Origin of the sequence: Meiothermus granaticius NBRC 107808 (assembly GCF_003574355.1) — a bacterium.
GTDB lineage: Bacteria > Deinococcota > Deinococci > Deinococcales > Thermaceae > Meiothermus > Meiothermus granaticius.
In genome coordinates this window covers 62,729-76,365 of record NZ_QWLB01000011.1, presented here as the reverse complement: position 1 = coordinate 76,365, position 13,637 = coordinate 62,729, and the positions used below count along the sequence as shown (strand labels likewise).

Annotated in this window: 16 protein-coding genes; 6 read left to right on the top strand and 10 right to left on the bottom strand. The window is 62.3% G+C overall.

Annotated elements, in window-relative coordinates:
• Positions 1-265: DUF456 family protein (locus Mgrana_RS05740; protein WP_119356648.1), on the bottom strand; the 265-nt coding region annotated here is incomplete at its 3' end.
• Between the two features lie 27 nt (positions 266-292).
• On the bottom strand, positions 293-487 hold the full coding sequence (locus Mgrana_RS05735) for a hypothetical protein (RefSeq protein ID WP_119356647.1): 195 nt from the start codon (positions 485-487) through the stop codon (positions 293-295).
• A 133-nt stretch (positions 488-620) separates the two neighbouring features.
• Between Mgrana_RS05735 and Mgrana_RS05730 the strand changes: the two genes are divergently transcribed.
• The gene (locus tag Mgrana_RS05730) at positions 621-1,988 is read left to right on the top strand and encodes an acetyl-CoA hydrolase/transferase family protein (protein ID WP_119356646.1); all 1,368 of its coding nucleotides are present in this window, start codon (positions 621-623) and stop codon (positions 1,986-1,988) included.
• A gap of 18 nt (positions 1,989-2,006) precedes the next feature.
• Here the strand turns inward: Mgrana_RS05730 and Mgrana_RS05725 are convergent, their stop codons facing one another.
• The 6 genes from Mgrana_RS05725 to Mgrana_RS05700 all read right to left on the bottom strand — a co-directional run bounded on the left by Mgrana_RS05725 (position 2,007) and on the right by Mgrana_RS05700 (position 7,461).
• A complete protein-coding gene (locus Mgrana_RS05725; protein WP_119356645.1) occupies positions 2,007-2,357 on the bottom strand; it encodes a hypothetical protein in 351 nt (116 codons plus the stop codon).
• 12 nt (positions 2,358-2,369) lie between these two features.
• Positions 2,370-3,380, bottom strand: coding sequence for a Gfo/Idh/MocA family protein (locus Mgrana_RS05720; protein WP_119356644.1), 1,011 nt, complete (start codon positions 3,378-3,380; stop codon positions 2,370-2,372).
• Positions 3,381-3,387: 7 nt separating this feature from the next.
• Positions 3,388-4,368, bottom strand: coding sequence for a Gfo/Idh/MocA family protein (locus Mgrana_RS05715; RefSeq protein WP_119356643.1), 981 nt, complete (start codon positions 4,366-4,368; stop codon positions 3,388-3,390).
• Positions 4,369-4,391: 23 nt separating this feature from the next.
• Complete coding sequence (locus Mgrana_RS05710) at positions 4,392-5,222, bottom strand: carbohydrate ABC transporter permease (RefSeq protein WP_119356642.1); 831 nt, start codon at positions 5,220-5,222, stop codon at positions 4,392-4,394.
• 8 nt (positions 5,223-5,230) lie between these two features.
• On the bottom strand, positions 5,231-6,124 hold the full coding sequence (locus Mgrana_RS05705; RefSeq protein ID WP_119356641.1) for a carbohydrate ABC transporter permease: 894 nt from the start codon (positions 6,122-6,124) through the stop codon (positions 5,231-5,233).
• Positions 6,125-6,192: 68 nt separating this feature from the next.
• Positions 6,193-7,461, bottom strand: coding sequence for an ABC transporter substrate-binding protein (locus Mgrana_RS05700; RefSeq protein ID WP_119356640.1), 1,269 nt, complete (start codon positions 7,459-7,461; stop codon positions 6,193-6,195).
• A gap of 356 nt (positions 7,462-7,817) precedes the next feature.
• On the opposite strand from Mgrana_RS05700, the gene topA reads away from it, so the two are divergent.
• Genes topA through Mgrana_RS05685 form a run of 3 tightly spaced genes read left to right on the top strand, consistent with a single transcriptional unit; the run spans position 7,818 to position 11,407 of the window.
• Positions 7,818-10,568, top strand: coding sequence for a type I DNA topoisomerase (gene topA / locus Mgrana_RS05695; RefSeq protein WP_119356639.1), 2,751 nt, complete (start codon positions 7,818-7,820; stop codon positions 10,566-10,568).
• A gap of 18 nt (positions 10,569-10,586) precedes the next feature.
• On the top strand, positions 10,587-10,847 hold the full coding sequence (locus Mgrana_RS05690; protein ID WP_119356638.1) for a hypothetical protein: 261 nt from the start codon (positions 10,587-10,589) through the stop codon (positions 10,845-10,847).
• Positions 10,835-11,407, top strand: coding sequence for a LysE family translocator (locus tag Mgrana_RS05685; protein ID WP_119356637.1), 573 nt, complete (start codon positions 10,835-10,837; stop codon positions 11,405-11,407). The genes Mgrana_RS05690 and Mgrana_RS05685 overlap by 13 nt, the downstream gene beginning before the upstream one ends.
• On the opposite strand, the gene Mgrana_RS05680 is transcribed toward Mgrana_RS05685, so the two are convergent.
• Together Mgrana_RS05680 and Mgrana_RS05675 are read right to left on the bottom strand one after the other, a co-directional pair.
• Positions 11,360-11,908 (bottom strand): LabA-like NYN domain-containing protein, encoded by a 549-nt coding sequence (locus Mgrana_RS05680; RefSeq protein ID WP_119356636.1) that lies wholly within the window; start codon positions 11,906-11,908, stop codon positions 11,360-11,362. The genes Mgrana_RS05685 and Mgrana_RS05680 overlap by 48 nt on opposite strands.
• 78 nt (positions 11,909-11,986) lie before the next feature.
• The gene (locus Mgrana_RS05675) at positions 11,987-12,274 is read right to left on the bottom strand and encodes a hypothetical protein (protein ID WP_119356635.1); all 288 of its coding nucleotides are present in this window, start codon (positions 12,272-12,274) and stop codon (positions 11,987-11,989) included.
• Positions 12,275-12,374: 100 nt separating this feature from the next.
• Between Mgrana_RS05675 and Mgrana_RS05670 the strand changes: the two genes are divergently transcribed.
• Complete coding sequence (locus Mgrana_RS05670) at positions 12,375-13,235, top strand: DUF1028 domain-containing protein (protein WP_186813098.1); 861 nt, start codon at positions 12,375-12,377, stop codon at positions 13,233-13,235.
• Positions 13,232-13,624: an NUDIX hydrolase gene (locus Mgrana_RS05665; protein ID WP_119356633.1), complete on the top strand. Its 393-nt coding sequence runs from the start codon at positions 13,232-13,234 to the stop codon at positions 13,622-13,624. Before Mgrana_RS05670 ends, Mgrana_RS05665 begins: the two co-directional genes overlap by 4 nt.
• Positions 13,625-13,637: the final 13 nt, after the last annotated feature.

Here is a 13,637-nt window from a genome sequence, read left to right as displayed (position 1 = left end):
GAAAAGACCCCCACACCCCCGCCCGGCTAGCCCCATAACGCTTGGCCCCGATCAGCCCAGCCGTGTTGTCCACCAACCACACCAGCGCGGTCAGCAGCAGCAGGGTGATCCATAACCACTGCGGGATCTGGCTAAACCCCACCAGTAGCTCGTGAATCAGGGCCGCCCCCAAGATGATCAAAGTGGCGGGCAAAAAGGGCACAAACGTCCCGATCAACCCTACCAGCCACAGCAGAACGAACAGCCCATCCGCAAGAGCGTTCACGCCGCCAATCTAGCATCTTGATGGGCCCTAGCGCAGCCCCGAAGGTTCGGACGATTTACCCCAGAAACTTTTTTCCTGGGCCTGCTCGAGGTAGTGCAGCAGGGCCTCGAGGTCCGCGAAGTGCCGGGTCTCCCCGCCTTCGGCACCCTTGACCGAGGCCTTGACGCTCCCGTCGGGCGCCTGCCACATTCGGATGATGAGGGTGATTGCCTTCGGGCGCATGGCTATCCGTTCCCTCCTGGCTTTAGGCTAGCCAACCCAGCGTTATATCCGCGTTACGCGGGTATAAGCACGTCTGAATCGAACATCTACCTCCTGGGCATCTGTCCCGAGCGCGGCAGGCTACCATAGGACCATGAACCCGACCTCTCGTACCGGCAAAGCCCTGCGGCGCAGCGATGTGGAGCGGTTATACGACAGCAAACTGGTAGATCTAGAAGGAGCCGCCGCCCTGGTGCAGAGCGGCTCGAGGGTCTACATCTCGGGGAACGCCGCCACCCCCACCCCCCTGCTGCAAGCCCTCGCCGCCCGCAAGGACCAGCTCGAGGGGGTTGAGCTGGTCCACGTGCTGCAACTAGGGTTCGACCCCTTCAGCTCTCCCGATATGGAGGGGCATTTCCGCCGGCGCAGCCTATTTGTAGGGCCCGCCGACCGTGAGGCTGTCCAGCAAGGCCGCGCGGATTATGTGCCGGTATCGCTGCACCAGATCCCCTGGCTGTTCAAGCGTAAGATTCTGCCGCTGGACTACGCCCTGGTACAGGTTTCGCCGCCCGATGAGTTCGGCTTTGTCAGCTTGGGGGTCGAGGTGATCGCCACTCGAGCCGCCGTCGAGACGGCCAAAAAGGCCATCGGTTTGGTGAATCCGCGCATGCCCCGAACCCTGGGCGACACCTTCGTGCATGTGTCCAAATTCGCGGCCTTCATCGAGCACGAGATGGACCTTCCCACCTTGGAGCGGGACCCCTTCGGTGAAGTGGAGGCCCAGATCGGCAAATACGTGGCCGAACTAATTGACGACGGCTGCACCCTGCAGCTTGGGATTGGGGCCATTCCAGATGCAGTGTTGGCCAACCTCGAGGGCCGTCAGGATCTGGGCATTCACACCGAGATGATCTCCGATGGAGTGATGGAGGCCCTGGAACGGGGCCTGGTGAGCGGCAGCCGCAAAACCCTGTTGCCGGGAAAAGTGGTGGGCACCTTTGTGCTGGGCAGCGAGCGGCTCTATCGCTTTGTCCACAACAACCCCCTCTTCGAGATGCGCCCAGCCGACTGGGTTAACAACCCCTTCAACATCGCCCGCAATGACCAGATGGTGGCCATCAACTCCGCTTTGGAGATAGACCTGACCGGGCAGGTTTGTTCCGACTCCATTGGAACCCGCATCTACTCCGGGTTTGGTGGGCAGCTCGACTTCATCCGAGGCGCAGCCGCCAGCCAAGGCGGCAAACCCATCATTGCCCTGCCCAGCAGCGGCAAAAACCAGGCCTTCTCCAAAATCGTCCCCCAGCTCAAGCCGGGGGCCGGGGTGGTGACCACCCGCGCCGATGTGCACTATGTGGTCACCGAGTATGGGGTGGCCGATCTTTTCGGTAAAAGCCTGCGTGAACGGGCCAGGGCCCTGATCGCCATCGCCCATCCCCACTTCCGTGAGGAGCTGAGCCAGGCCGCGCTCGAGCGGGGCTTGCTGCCCAGGGCTTACCCTGGGTTTACCCCGCAGGCCTAGGAGTGCGGCGGCAACCCTTCAGTTCAGCAGGCGCACGGCAGGGGCCGCCAGCCCCAAGGCCGAGTAGAGCCGGCTCAGATCCCGCGAGAGGTAGTGCACGCTTTCCTCGAGGTCATCGAGCAGGTGGGGAAGTCGAGGGTCGTTTTGCTCTACCGCCTGCCGGAAGCGCTCAAACACCCGCCGGGCCCGCAACACCGACTGGTGCAGGCTTGGCTGTTGGCGGACCCAGCCCCGGTAGGCCGGGTGGACCTCGAGCTGGCCCCAGCGGGTTTCGTGGGCTTCAATCTGCCCCAGCAGGTGTTGGATGCGCTGGAGGAGTTCGTCGGGCATGCCTGATGGTAGCAAGGCCCGGGCCCAGCGCGGGTGCATATTCACCTCCACTCAGCCCAAGGCCGGATGGGGGATCTTGACCGGGGCCTGGGCCTGGGCCGACTGGTAAGCGGCCAGGGCCACCCGCAGAGCCTGATAACCGTCGTTCCAGGTCACACTAGGGGCGCGATGCTCGCGCAGGCTGGATAGCCACTCCTGAAGCAGGGCTGCATCGGGATTGGGCCCAAACCCCGGCCAGCTGTATGGCCGAGCGGCCCCCCGGCTGTAAAGGTGCAGGTGCTGGGCAAAGGCATCCATCACCACCGTACCCCGCTCCCCCACCACCTCCATCTTGAGGTGCCCCCAGCGGGGATACCAGGTGGGGCGGCTCCAGGAGCAGTCTATGCTGGCTTGCACGCCGTTCTCGAGGGCCACCAGAAGCAGCCCGGCGGTGTCTACCGCCACCTCCTGGGGGTAGAAGAGGTTGTCCACCTCGGCGTACACCTCGGTGACTTCGGCCCCAAAATACCAGCGCAGGAGGTCCGCCAGGTGAACCACATGATCCATTACCGCACCCCCACCAGCCCGCTCTTTATCTGCAAACCAGGCCCGATGGGCTTTGGGTATCTCGGAGTGGTTGATCCCGTTGACCCCGTAGATGGCCCCCAGCTCCCCGCTGCGCACCGCAGCCTGTACCGACTGGGCCGCTGGAGCAAAGCGCATGGGGAAAGCGGTCATGAACTGAACCCCGTTGCGCTCACAGGCCGCGCGCATACGCTGCGCAGCCTCGAGGCTGACCTCAATGGGTTTTTCGCAGAGAATCGAGACCTTGGCCTCCGCTGCCTGCTCGACCAGTTCAAGGTGCCGGGCGTTCTCCGAGCAAACGATCACCCCATCCAATCCCTCCGTCAGCAGATCCTGGGGACGGCCAAACCAGCGCAGCCCATACGCTGCTGCATAATGGCGGGCCTCCTCAGCCCCCTCGTGCGAAAATCCAACCAGCTCAACCGAGGGCCAGGTCTTGAGCAGGGCGGCATAGCCCTCAGCGTGCAGATGAGCAAAACTCAGGATACCGATGCGCATAGGGCTCCTACAGAGATACGGGCTGACCGGTAAGCATAGACTCCCGCGCTGCCAGCGCAATGCGCAGGGCCTCGAGGCTATCTTCCGCGGTTACGCTAAAAGGCTCGTTGCTTACGATGGCCTGGTAGGCGTGTTGCAGCTCGAGGGCATAGGGATCGGTAGCCAGCCCGGCGGTAGGTAGCCCCACCGCCGCAGCGCTGCCATCGCGCGAGAGGGTGAAGCTGCGCACGGGGGCCTGTTCATCGGAGCTCCACTCAATGAGCCCCTCGGTGCCCGAGAGGTCCAAAGCGGTACGGAAAACCCCTGGCGGGTAAGCCCACCCCCCCTCAATCAGGGCCATCGAGCCCTCTTTGAAGCGCAAAAGGGCTTGGGCATACTGCCCCGGCCCATCGGTAGCCCGGTTGACTCGAGCGAAAATCCGCTCCACCGGGCCGCCCAGCCAGCGGGCGTAATCAAAGTCGTGGATCATCAGATCCACCAGCATTCCGCCCGAGCGGGATTCATCCAGATACCAGTTATCGGAGAGTTCTGCCCGGGGCACATAGGCCACCCGCTTGAGCCGCATCACCCCCAGCTTGCCAATCTGCCCCTTGCTCACCAGCTCTTGGGCCAGGCGGTACTGCGGAAAAAACCGCACCACCATAGCCACAAAAAGCCGCACCCCGGCCCGCTGGCAAGCCTCGATCATCTCCTGTCCGTCCTGTAGGTTCAAGGCCAGGGGTTTCTCGCAGACCACATGTTTCCCCGCAGCGGCTGAGCGCAGCACCATCTCCTTGTGCAAAAAGGTGGGGACGCAGACATCCACGATATCGGCCTGCTCGAGCAGGGCCTCCAGGCGGTCGTAAACCCCAATGCCAAACTCCTCCGCCACCCGACGGGCCTGCTCGAGGTTGGCCGAATGCACCCCGATCAGCTCAGCCTCGGTCTGCCGCCACCCCGCCGCGTGTACCTCTCCCATGACCCCGCTGCCGATGATGCCTACCCGCATGGACTCTCCTTCTATCCCCAAGCTTATTTCACGGCCCCCGAGGTGATCCCCCGGATCAGTTGCTGCGAGAAGATAAAATACAGCACCACCGCCGGAACAATCGCCAGGGTCAAAGCGGCCAACACCGCATTGTAGTCGTTGACGAACTGACCCAAGAACACACTGGCCCCCAGCACAATGGTTTTGGTGGCTTCACCCGGGGCAAGGATTAGGGGGAACCACAGGTCGTTCCAGATCGGGATCATGGAGATCGCCAGCACCGAACCGATGGCCGGACGCACCAGCGGCAGGGTTAGCCAGTAGATGCGGTACTCGCTGGCCCCGTCTATGCGGGCGGCATCCTTGAGGTCTTTGGGCAGTTGCCGCATAAACGCGGTCAGGACGAACACCGCCAGTGGGATGCCTTGGGCGGTGTAAACCAGAATCAAGATCCATAGGGTATTCACCAGGTGCAGGTCTACGGCCAGCTGCAAAATGCCCACGGTCCCCAAGCGGATCGGCACCATAATCCCCAGCGAGAGGTAGAGCGCGGTTAGGGGGTTGAGGCGAAACTCATACTCGGCCAAGGCAAACGCGGCCATCGAGCTGACCAGGAGGATCAGGAGCAACGCACCCCCGGTCACGATCAGGCTGTTGAGGAAAAAAGCCGGGAAATTAGCGGTGGATTGAAGGGTTTTGTAGCCCTCGAGGGTGAAGCTCTGGGTCGTGGGCAAGCTGAAGGGCGCGCTAAAAATCAGTAGCTTGTCCTTGAATGAGTTGATGATCACCAGGAGCACTGGGAACAGCGCCAGGGCAGAATAGGCGATGAGCACGGCATGGATCGCCAGAAGTTGGGGCCAGCGAGGTCTCGCCATCAGGGCTCCTAGAACTGGATGTTTTGCAGCCGCCGCTGCCATCCCAGAAGGTAGATCAGCACCCCCACCAGAATGATCAAGAGCATCACCCCGGCCACCGTAGCGCCCATGTAGGGGTCTCCCGGCTGGAGCTGATATCCGAAGAAGGTGCGGAAGAAAAAGGTCCCTAAAATGTCTGAGGCAAAGTTGGGCCCGGCCAGCGCGCCCTGGGTGGCATAGATCAGGTCAAAGGCATTGAAGTTGCCCACAAAGGTCAGCACCGCCACGATGCCAACCGTAGGGAAGATCAGCGGCAATTGAATGCGCCAGAACACCGTCCACGCACTGGCCCCGTCCACTCGAGCCGCCTCCATCAGCTCCTCAGGGATACGGATCAGGGCGGCCAGAAACAGCATCATCGGGATGCCCACATTTTGCCAGACCGAGATCAGGGCCAGGGTGGGCAGCGCAGTGGACTCCAGCCCTAAAAACGGCTGATTAATCCCAATGGGGTTGAGCACACCCCACACGGGGTTGAGGATCAGCTTCCAGATAAAGCCGATGATGACCACGGAGAGGATGGTGGGGGTGAAGATTAGGGTGCGGTAGAGGGCGGTGCCCCGGATCCGAGTGACCAGCAGCGCCGCCAGCAGCAGCCCCACTGGGTTTTGCACCAGCATGTGAATCAGGAAAAACTTAATGTTGTTCCAGAGGGCGTTCCAAAAGGGCTTGGACCAGGTCTCAGCCGAAAAGAGCGTCCCGTAGTTCTGCAATCCCACGAACACCTGGGCTCCGCTGCTGGCTTTGTTGTTGAGCGAAAGCCACAACGAATCCACCAGGGGATAGATCATAAAGGCGGTATAGATCAGCACGGCGGGGGCTAAGAAAACCACGATGTGCCAGGGAAAGGGTTTGCGGTTCATAGTCTGTGTATAAGGAAGGGGTGCAGCCAGCGATAGCCCTACGCTCTGCACCCCTGCGGTCGGTGAGGTTACTTGTTGCCCTTCTGCGGAGCGTACCACGAGGCCAGCCGCGACTGCACGAAATCAGCAGCTTGCTGGGGGGTCATGGTGCCGTTCAGGACCTGAGCCGAGGCGTTCCAGAGATCGTTTTCGTTGTTGGGGTTGGCGTTTCTCGAGAGGATCTGGTAGGAGGAACGGAAGGTGGTCTTGCACTCCTTGCGCCAGCTCAAAAACTGCTGAGCCACCGGATCGTCCACCTTGTAGCTCACATTGGCCAGGGGGAAGAACCCTGGCAGGGCGTTGGCGTACAGCTGCGCGAACTCATCGGAGGCCACCCAGCTCAAGAAGGTACGGGCGGCTTCTTTGTTCTTGCTAGCCGCGTTGAGGCCGATGGCAATATCGGGATGATCGTCAATCACGCACTGGGTGATCCCCAGGCTGGGAAAGGTATAGGGCTTGAACGCGCCGAGCTCGAGCTTGGGGTTCATCTGACGGAAGGTGGCGATGTCCCAGGAGCCCGCAGGGTAAATGGCCCCACGCCCAGCCGCGAAGAGGTTTTGCGAATCGGGGTAGGCCTGAGCTTGGTAGCCGTTGCCCAAGAAAGGCCGCCACTTGGCCAAGGCCTCAAAAGCCCGGAGGAATCCCCCCTTGTTGTAGGCCTCCTTACCGCTGATGAGCCCCTTGCGGCCCACCTCACCATTCCAGAGGGTAGGGCCGATGTTCTGGTAACCCATGGTTGCAGCCTCCCACTGGTCTTTGGTCCCCATAACCAGCGGGATGTACTTGCCATTGGCCTTGATCTTCTCGAGCACCGCCAAAAACTCCGCCTCGGTCTTGGGCTCGGAAAGCCCCAGCTCCTTAAAGATGGCCTTGTTGTAGAGGAAGCCGTGAATCACCGAGGCCATCGGCACACAGAAGGTGGTTTTACCGTCGTCGGTACTCCAGGCCGCTTTGGCCACCTCAGAGTAGTTATCCATCCCCTTGAGACCCGTGAGGTCATCTAGGTATTTGGACTTGAACAGCTCGAGGCTCTGATCAAAGGGACGGCAGGTGATCAAATCACCCGCGGTACCCGCCTTGAGCTTGGCCTCCAGAACCGCGTTGTACTCGGTGGGCGCGGTTGGAGCAAAAACCACCTCGATGTTGGGGTACTTCTTCATGAAAGCAGGCAAAATGGTGTTTTGCCAGATCTTAAGGTCATCGTTGCGCCAGCTCTCGATGGTGAGCTTGGTTTTTTGGGCCAGACCCAGGCTGGCCGCTGCCGCAATTGCCGTCATCAAAAACACCCATCTCTTCATCGTCGCCTCTTTTTGTAGCTTTTCAGCTTCAACCAACCGCTCACTACAACCTGAGATAACCTGTGGGCCAACCGTTTGCTAGGGTCTCACCTCCTGCAAGAATGCGCTGCTCGCCGGTTTTGGAGCTACATCATATACCCGCATAAGGTTGAAATATTACGCCATATTTTCTATCACTCCATGTAGTTTTTTGTCAAGCTGACAATTCAATGAAGCATTTTTTCATGAGGTGGTACTCCTCCATTGGGGTGCCCCAGAAGCGCTCTGGGCGCCATTTTCTAACCCATCGGCGATGGGTGGGTTGTGCCTTGCGCCCTTGACAAACTCCACGGGACCCCCTCTATATACTGAGCCCTATGCCGGAGCAAACCCTAGTTGTGGTCGAATCCCCCGCCAAGGCCAAGAGCATCGCCAAGATGCTCGGCGCGGGGTTCGAGGTGAAGGCCAGCAAGGGCCATGTGGCCGACCTCCCAGAGCGAGACCTGGGGGTAGATGTCGCCCATGACTTCACCCCTGCCTATGAAGTTAAGAAGGATAAGAAGCCGATCGTGGACGAGCTCAAACGGGCTGCCCGGGGCAAGCGGGTTCTGATCGCTACCGACCCCGACCGTGAGGGCGAGGCCATCGGCTGGCATGTGGCCCGGCTACTCGGCCTCAACCCCGGCGATCCGCTGCGGGTTGAGTTCCACGAGATCACCCCTCGAGTGGTGCGCGAAGCGGTGCGCAAGCCCCGCCCAATTGACCAAAGCCTGGTAGACGCACAGCAGGCCCGAAGGGTATTGGACCGGCTGGTGGGATACCAGCTTTCCCCCGTCCTGAGCATGGAGTTTCGCCGCCGGGCGCTTTCGGCGGGGCGGGTACAGTCGGTGGCCCTGCGGCTGATCGTGGAGCGCGAGCAGGCCATTGAGGCCTTTGTGCCGCAAGAGTACTGGACCCTCGAGGGTCAGTTCGAGTCCGAGGCCGCGCGGTTCAAGGCCATGCTCTACAGCATAGGCAAGGAGCGGGTCCAGCAGGGCGAGAAGTTTCTCATCACCCATGCAGACCAAGCCCAGGAGATCGCCCGGCGAATTAGAGGCGTTCCGGCCTACCGCATTGCCAGCATCGAGCGGCGCGAGCGCAAGCGCAACCCCGCGGCCCCCTTCACCACCTCAACCCTGCAACAAGCCGCCAGCAGCCGAATGGGCTGGACCGCCAGCCGCACCATGCGGGTGGCCCAGCGCCTCTACGAAGGGGTGGATTTGCCGGAGGGCACGGTAGGGCTGATCACCTATATGCGCACCGATTCGGTACGGGTCTCCCAGGAGGCTTTGGATGAGGTGCGCAAGCTGATCCCCGATCGCTTTGGCAACGGGTACCTGCCTGAAAAGCCCAACTTCTATAGCACCAAAAAAGCCGCCAATGCCCAGGATGCCCACGAGGCCATCCGCCCCACCTCGACCCTGCGTGCCCCAGAGGGCCTTCGCAAGCACCTCGAGGACGACGAGTACAAGCTTTATACCCTCATCTGGCAGCGCTTTGTGGCCAGCCAAATGACCCCGGCCCTCTTCGACCAGACCACCGTAACTGTAGAGGGGGGTGAGTTCACCTTCCGTGCGGTGGGCTCGGTCTTGAAGTTTGATGGCTTCCTCAAGGTGTATGGCCGCGAAGAGGGTGACGACGCCGAGAACCTGCTGCCCCCGCTGCGCGAGAACGCCCCAGCCACGCTCTTAGACCTCCAATCCGAGCAGCACTTCACCGAGCCCCCCCCGCGCTACAGCGACGCCAGCCTGATCAAGGTGATGGAGGAAATGGGGATTGGGCGTCCCTCCACCTATGCCCCTACCATTGATACCCTGGAACGCCGGCAGTACCTCGAGCGCCACAACAAATCCCTGCGCCCGACCCCTTTGGGCCGCGAGGTGATCGCCTACCTCACCAAAACCTTCCCTGATGTGGTGGCTTACGAGTTCACCGCCCAGATGGAAGCCCGGCTCGACGAGATCGAAGAGGGCAAAGCCCAGTGGCCCAAGGTGGTGCGCGAGTTCTACGATCCCTTCCTCAAGGACTACGCCAAAGTCCCCCAGAAGCTCTGTCCGGTTTGCGGTAGGCCGCTGGAGCTCAAGGTCTCGCGCTTCGGTCAGTTTCTGGGCTGTACCGGTTACCCCGAGTGCAAGTACACCGAGCGCCTGGAGGTCAAAAAGGCCCCGGAGCCGATTGGGGAGGAATGCCCCCAATGCCACCAAGGCCAGCTGGTCCGCCGCTACGGGCGTTATGGCAGCTTCATCAGCTGCAGCCGCTACCCGGAGTGCAACTACACCCGCGACGAAAGCCCCTCCACCGGGATCGAGTGCCCTAAGTGCCACGCTGGAGAGATCGTTCAGCGCATCAGCAAGCGCGGCAAACCCTACTACCGTTGCAACCACTGCGATTTCCTCTCCTTTGACAAGGTGCTCGAGTCCAAATGCCCGCTCTGCGGTTGGAACGAGATCCAGAAGGGTAAGGACAAAACCGCCTGTTCAAACCCGGCTTGTGAGCGCTACGGTGGGCCGGATTTGCAAGCCCTTAACGAGCGTCGCGCAGAAAGAACGTCGAAGGCCAAGGATCGAGGGTCAAAGGCCAGAGGCAAATCCGCGGCTGCCAAGAAAGCGGCTAAGGAACCCGCCGGGCCGCCTGCCACTTGGGCCGACCTCGAGCCCCTCATCGCCACCGTCGGTTTGCCCGCTGACCAAGCCGAGATGGCCCGCAGGACGCAAGGCGCTCAGTCTGCCGTGCCTGCTGCCGCTAAAGCGCTTGGGCTGGACGAGGCCGCCGCGCTCAAGCTGTTCCGGCAGGCCCTGTTCAAGCTGCGGATGGAGTATGGTCGCTCACGCAAGCCGACCCGCGCGAAGCCCAAGGCTGCGAAGGCCGCCGCGACCTGGAAAGACCTCGAGCCCTTTCTGTCCAAAGCCAAGCTGCCGCCCCAGGAGGCCGAGGTGGCCCGCCGCACCCAGGGTCAACAAAAAGCCGTGCCCCAAGTGGCCAAGGAGCTCGGGCTCCCCGAGGACCAGACCCTGACCCTCTTCCGCAAAGCCATGTTCAAAATTCGCATGGAGTACGGCAAAGCCAAAAAGGAGCCGGTGGGGGCATAGCTGCCCCTCCTTCCACTCATGAAGCTCCACCTGATCCGTCTCAGCAAAGCCCAGGGCGAGGCCCGGTTTCCGGGGGTCGAGGGGTTCCGCTCCTACTTGCTCAAGGAGCCGGAGAGCGTGCAAGAAGCCCGGATGTACGTGCTGCTCGAGGGGGAGGTGGTCATAGACCTGCCCGACCGCACCTACTTGCACCTGCGCCGAGGGGAGGCCGCGCAGCTCCTGGGGCCGCATCTCCTGACCCCGATTGACCCCAGTGTCCTGGCGGTATGGAAGCTCTGATCCTAGGGCTCACCTTAGGGCTTTCGGCCGGGGTTAATCCTGGCCCCCTCACGGTGCTGGTGGTGCAACAAACCCTAGGCCAGGGCTTGCGGGCGGGACTGCTGGCCTCGACCGCCCCAGTCCTCACCGATGCGCTGGTGGTGTTGCTGGCCCTGGGGCTGGCTCGAGGCCTGCCCCCGGAGTTTCACCTCTGGATGAACCTGGTCGGAGGCGGGGTATTGGTCTATCTGGGGCTTAAGGGGTGGCTCAAGCAGGAGGGGGTGGACCCGCCAAGCACACCGACCCAGGGCTTGCGCGATGCCGTCCTGCTCAACCTCACCAACCCCAACGCCTATCTGTTCTGGTTTACGGTAGGCCTGACCCAACTCAAGCGACCCTTGCCGGAGCCGTGGCTCTTTATCCTTGGCTTTTATCCCGGCATCGTGGGCGCCAAGGCTGGGATCGCCCTGCTCACCGCCCGGTTTCGTCACCTGCCGTGGCTGCGGCCAATGGCCCGCTGGAGCCACCTGCTCCTAGTCGGAATAGGGATATACCTCCTGCTCCATGCTGCGCGCCCGTAGCCGCTCCCAGGGCAGCTCGTCTAGGGGAAAGTAGCGGTCGGCCTGCTGGGCCAGACGATAGGAGGAAAGGCTTTGGAAGGTGGTGTTCTCGGCCTGCTTGCCCATGTCCTGAATCACCCGCAGCACCTCGGCAAAATCCCCGTCGCCCGAGACCAACACCGCCACATCATAGGCATCCGCGTAGGCCAAGCGCAGCAGATCAATCGCGATCTGGATATCCACCCCCTTCTCCACAAACCCCTCCCCTCGGCGCTCGAGCCGCCCCAGCCGCACTGTTACATAGGGCACCCGCTTGAGGTAGTTGAGGAAGCTCTGGTGGGCCTTGGCCGCCGGATCCTCACCGGGCAGAGGCGCGTTGTAGTAATAAGCCCGCAGCAAGCTGCGGCCACCGGCCAGGGCCTGGACGAACTGCACGAAGTCCAGGCGGTACTCCGTGCCCAGGGTGGACACCAGGCCTTTGTATAAGTTGCTGCCGTCAATAAATACCGCGACCCGGTCCATAGTGAGCCTTAAGAATAGAGGCAGAAGCTCGAGCTAAAAGTGTGCTCCCGTGACTTTGCGGCAATTTTACCCTATTTCCTAAGCCTCTTCATCCGCCCCGGCCTGCTCCAGGGCCTCGAGAAAGCCCCGCTCCAGGCTGGACAGCCGAGCCAACTGGCCGCCCACGCGCTTGCGGACCCGACCAGGTCCCACCACCCCCCGCCGACCCAGGGCTCGAGCAACCTCCTCCAGGGCCTGGGCAAAATCCCCGGTGGGCGGGTGAAAAGTCTCCCGCTGGAGCTTGCCCAGGCGGTCAAAATACTCCACCCACACCACCACCCGTCCGTTTTCCGCCCACACCACCACCTGATCCAAGCGCGGCTGCATAGCCTAATGCTGGCATAGCTGCTGGCGTGCGTAAAATCAGGCCCCAAGACCCCCGCTTGCCCGCGGCTTGTAGGGCCTTTGGCGCAGTAAAATGGGGGTCATGCGGCCGGTTTGCACCTTTTCTTTAGTGGCCCGCGACCCCCAGACGGGCGACCTCGGGGTGGCTGTGGCCAGCAAGTTTTTAGCGGTGGGGTTTGTGGTGCCTTGGGCCAAGGCCAACGTGGGGGCGGTAGCCACACAGTCCTACGCCAACCCCGAGTTTGGCCCCCAGGGGCTCGAGCTCATGCAGATCGGGGCCGGCCCGGAAGACATCCTGGCGGTGTTCGCCCGAAACGACCCGGCCCTGGCCAAGCGACAGTTTGGGCTGGTGCTCTCGAACGGCGAGAGCCTCAGCTACACCGGCGCCGAGTGCCATGCCTGGGCCGGGGGTCGGTTTGGGCCCAACTACGCGGCCCAGGGCAATCTGCTCACCGGGCCAGAGGTGGTAGAAGCCCTCGAGCACACCTTTCTCTCGCGCGGCGATCTGCCCTTTGGGGAGCGGCTGGTGGAGGCTCTGGCCGCGGCGGATCAGGCCGGAGGGGACCGGCGCGGTCGGCAGTCGGCTGCGCTGCTGGTGGTGGGGGCGGGCAAGGGCTACGGCGGCATGGAGCGCTGGATTGACCTGCGGGTAGACGACCATCCACAGCCGGTGGCCGAGCTGCGGCGGCTGCTCTCGATCCACCGCCTGCTCTTTGGGCCAGAGGAAGCGGCTCGAGCCCTGACCCCGGAGGAGGTTCGCTGGCTGCAAACCCTGCTCAAGGCCCAAGGCCACTACGCCGGTGAGGTCAGTGGGCGGTGGAACGCAGCCACCGAAGAGGCCCTGCACACCCTGATCGGTATGGAAAACCTCGAGGAGCGCTACCGGGGCGGCCCCATGCTGGATGAGACCGCACTAACCTACTTAAAGGAGCGTTATTCATGAGCGTCTTAGGGGCAGGTGGGGTGCTGTTCAACCGCGAGGGTGAGGTGCTGCTGCTGCGCGATCGGCAGGGGTTCTGGGTCTTCCCCAAAGGCCACGTGGACGAAGGGGAAAACCCCCAGGGGGCGGCCCTGCGCGAGGTCGAGGAGGAGACCGGGATTCGCGGTCAGATCCTTGGGGAGCTCTCCTCTACCCGGTACACCAACAACACCGGGACCGAGCGGGAAATCCTGTGGTACCTGATGCGGGGCAGCGGAAAGGTACGCCTCGAGCCCGGCATGAACGGGGTGGGGTTTTTCCCTCCCGAAGAAGCCCGGCGGATCCTGGCGTTCCCCGAGGATCTGCGGCTGCTCGAGGAGGCCTTGGGGGCTTTGCAAAGGCATCCGGGGTGAAGCCCGCTCCACC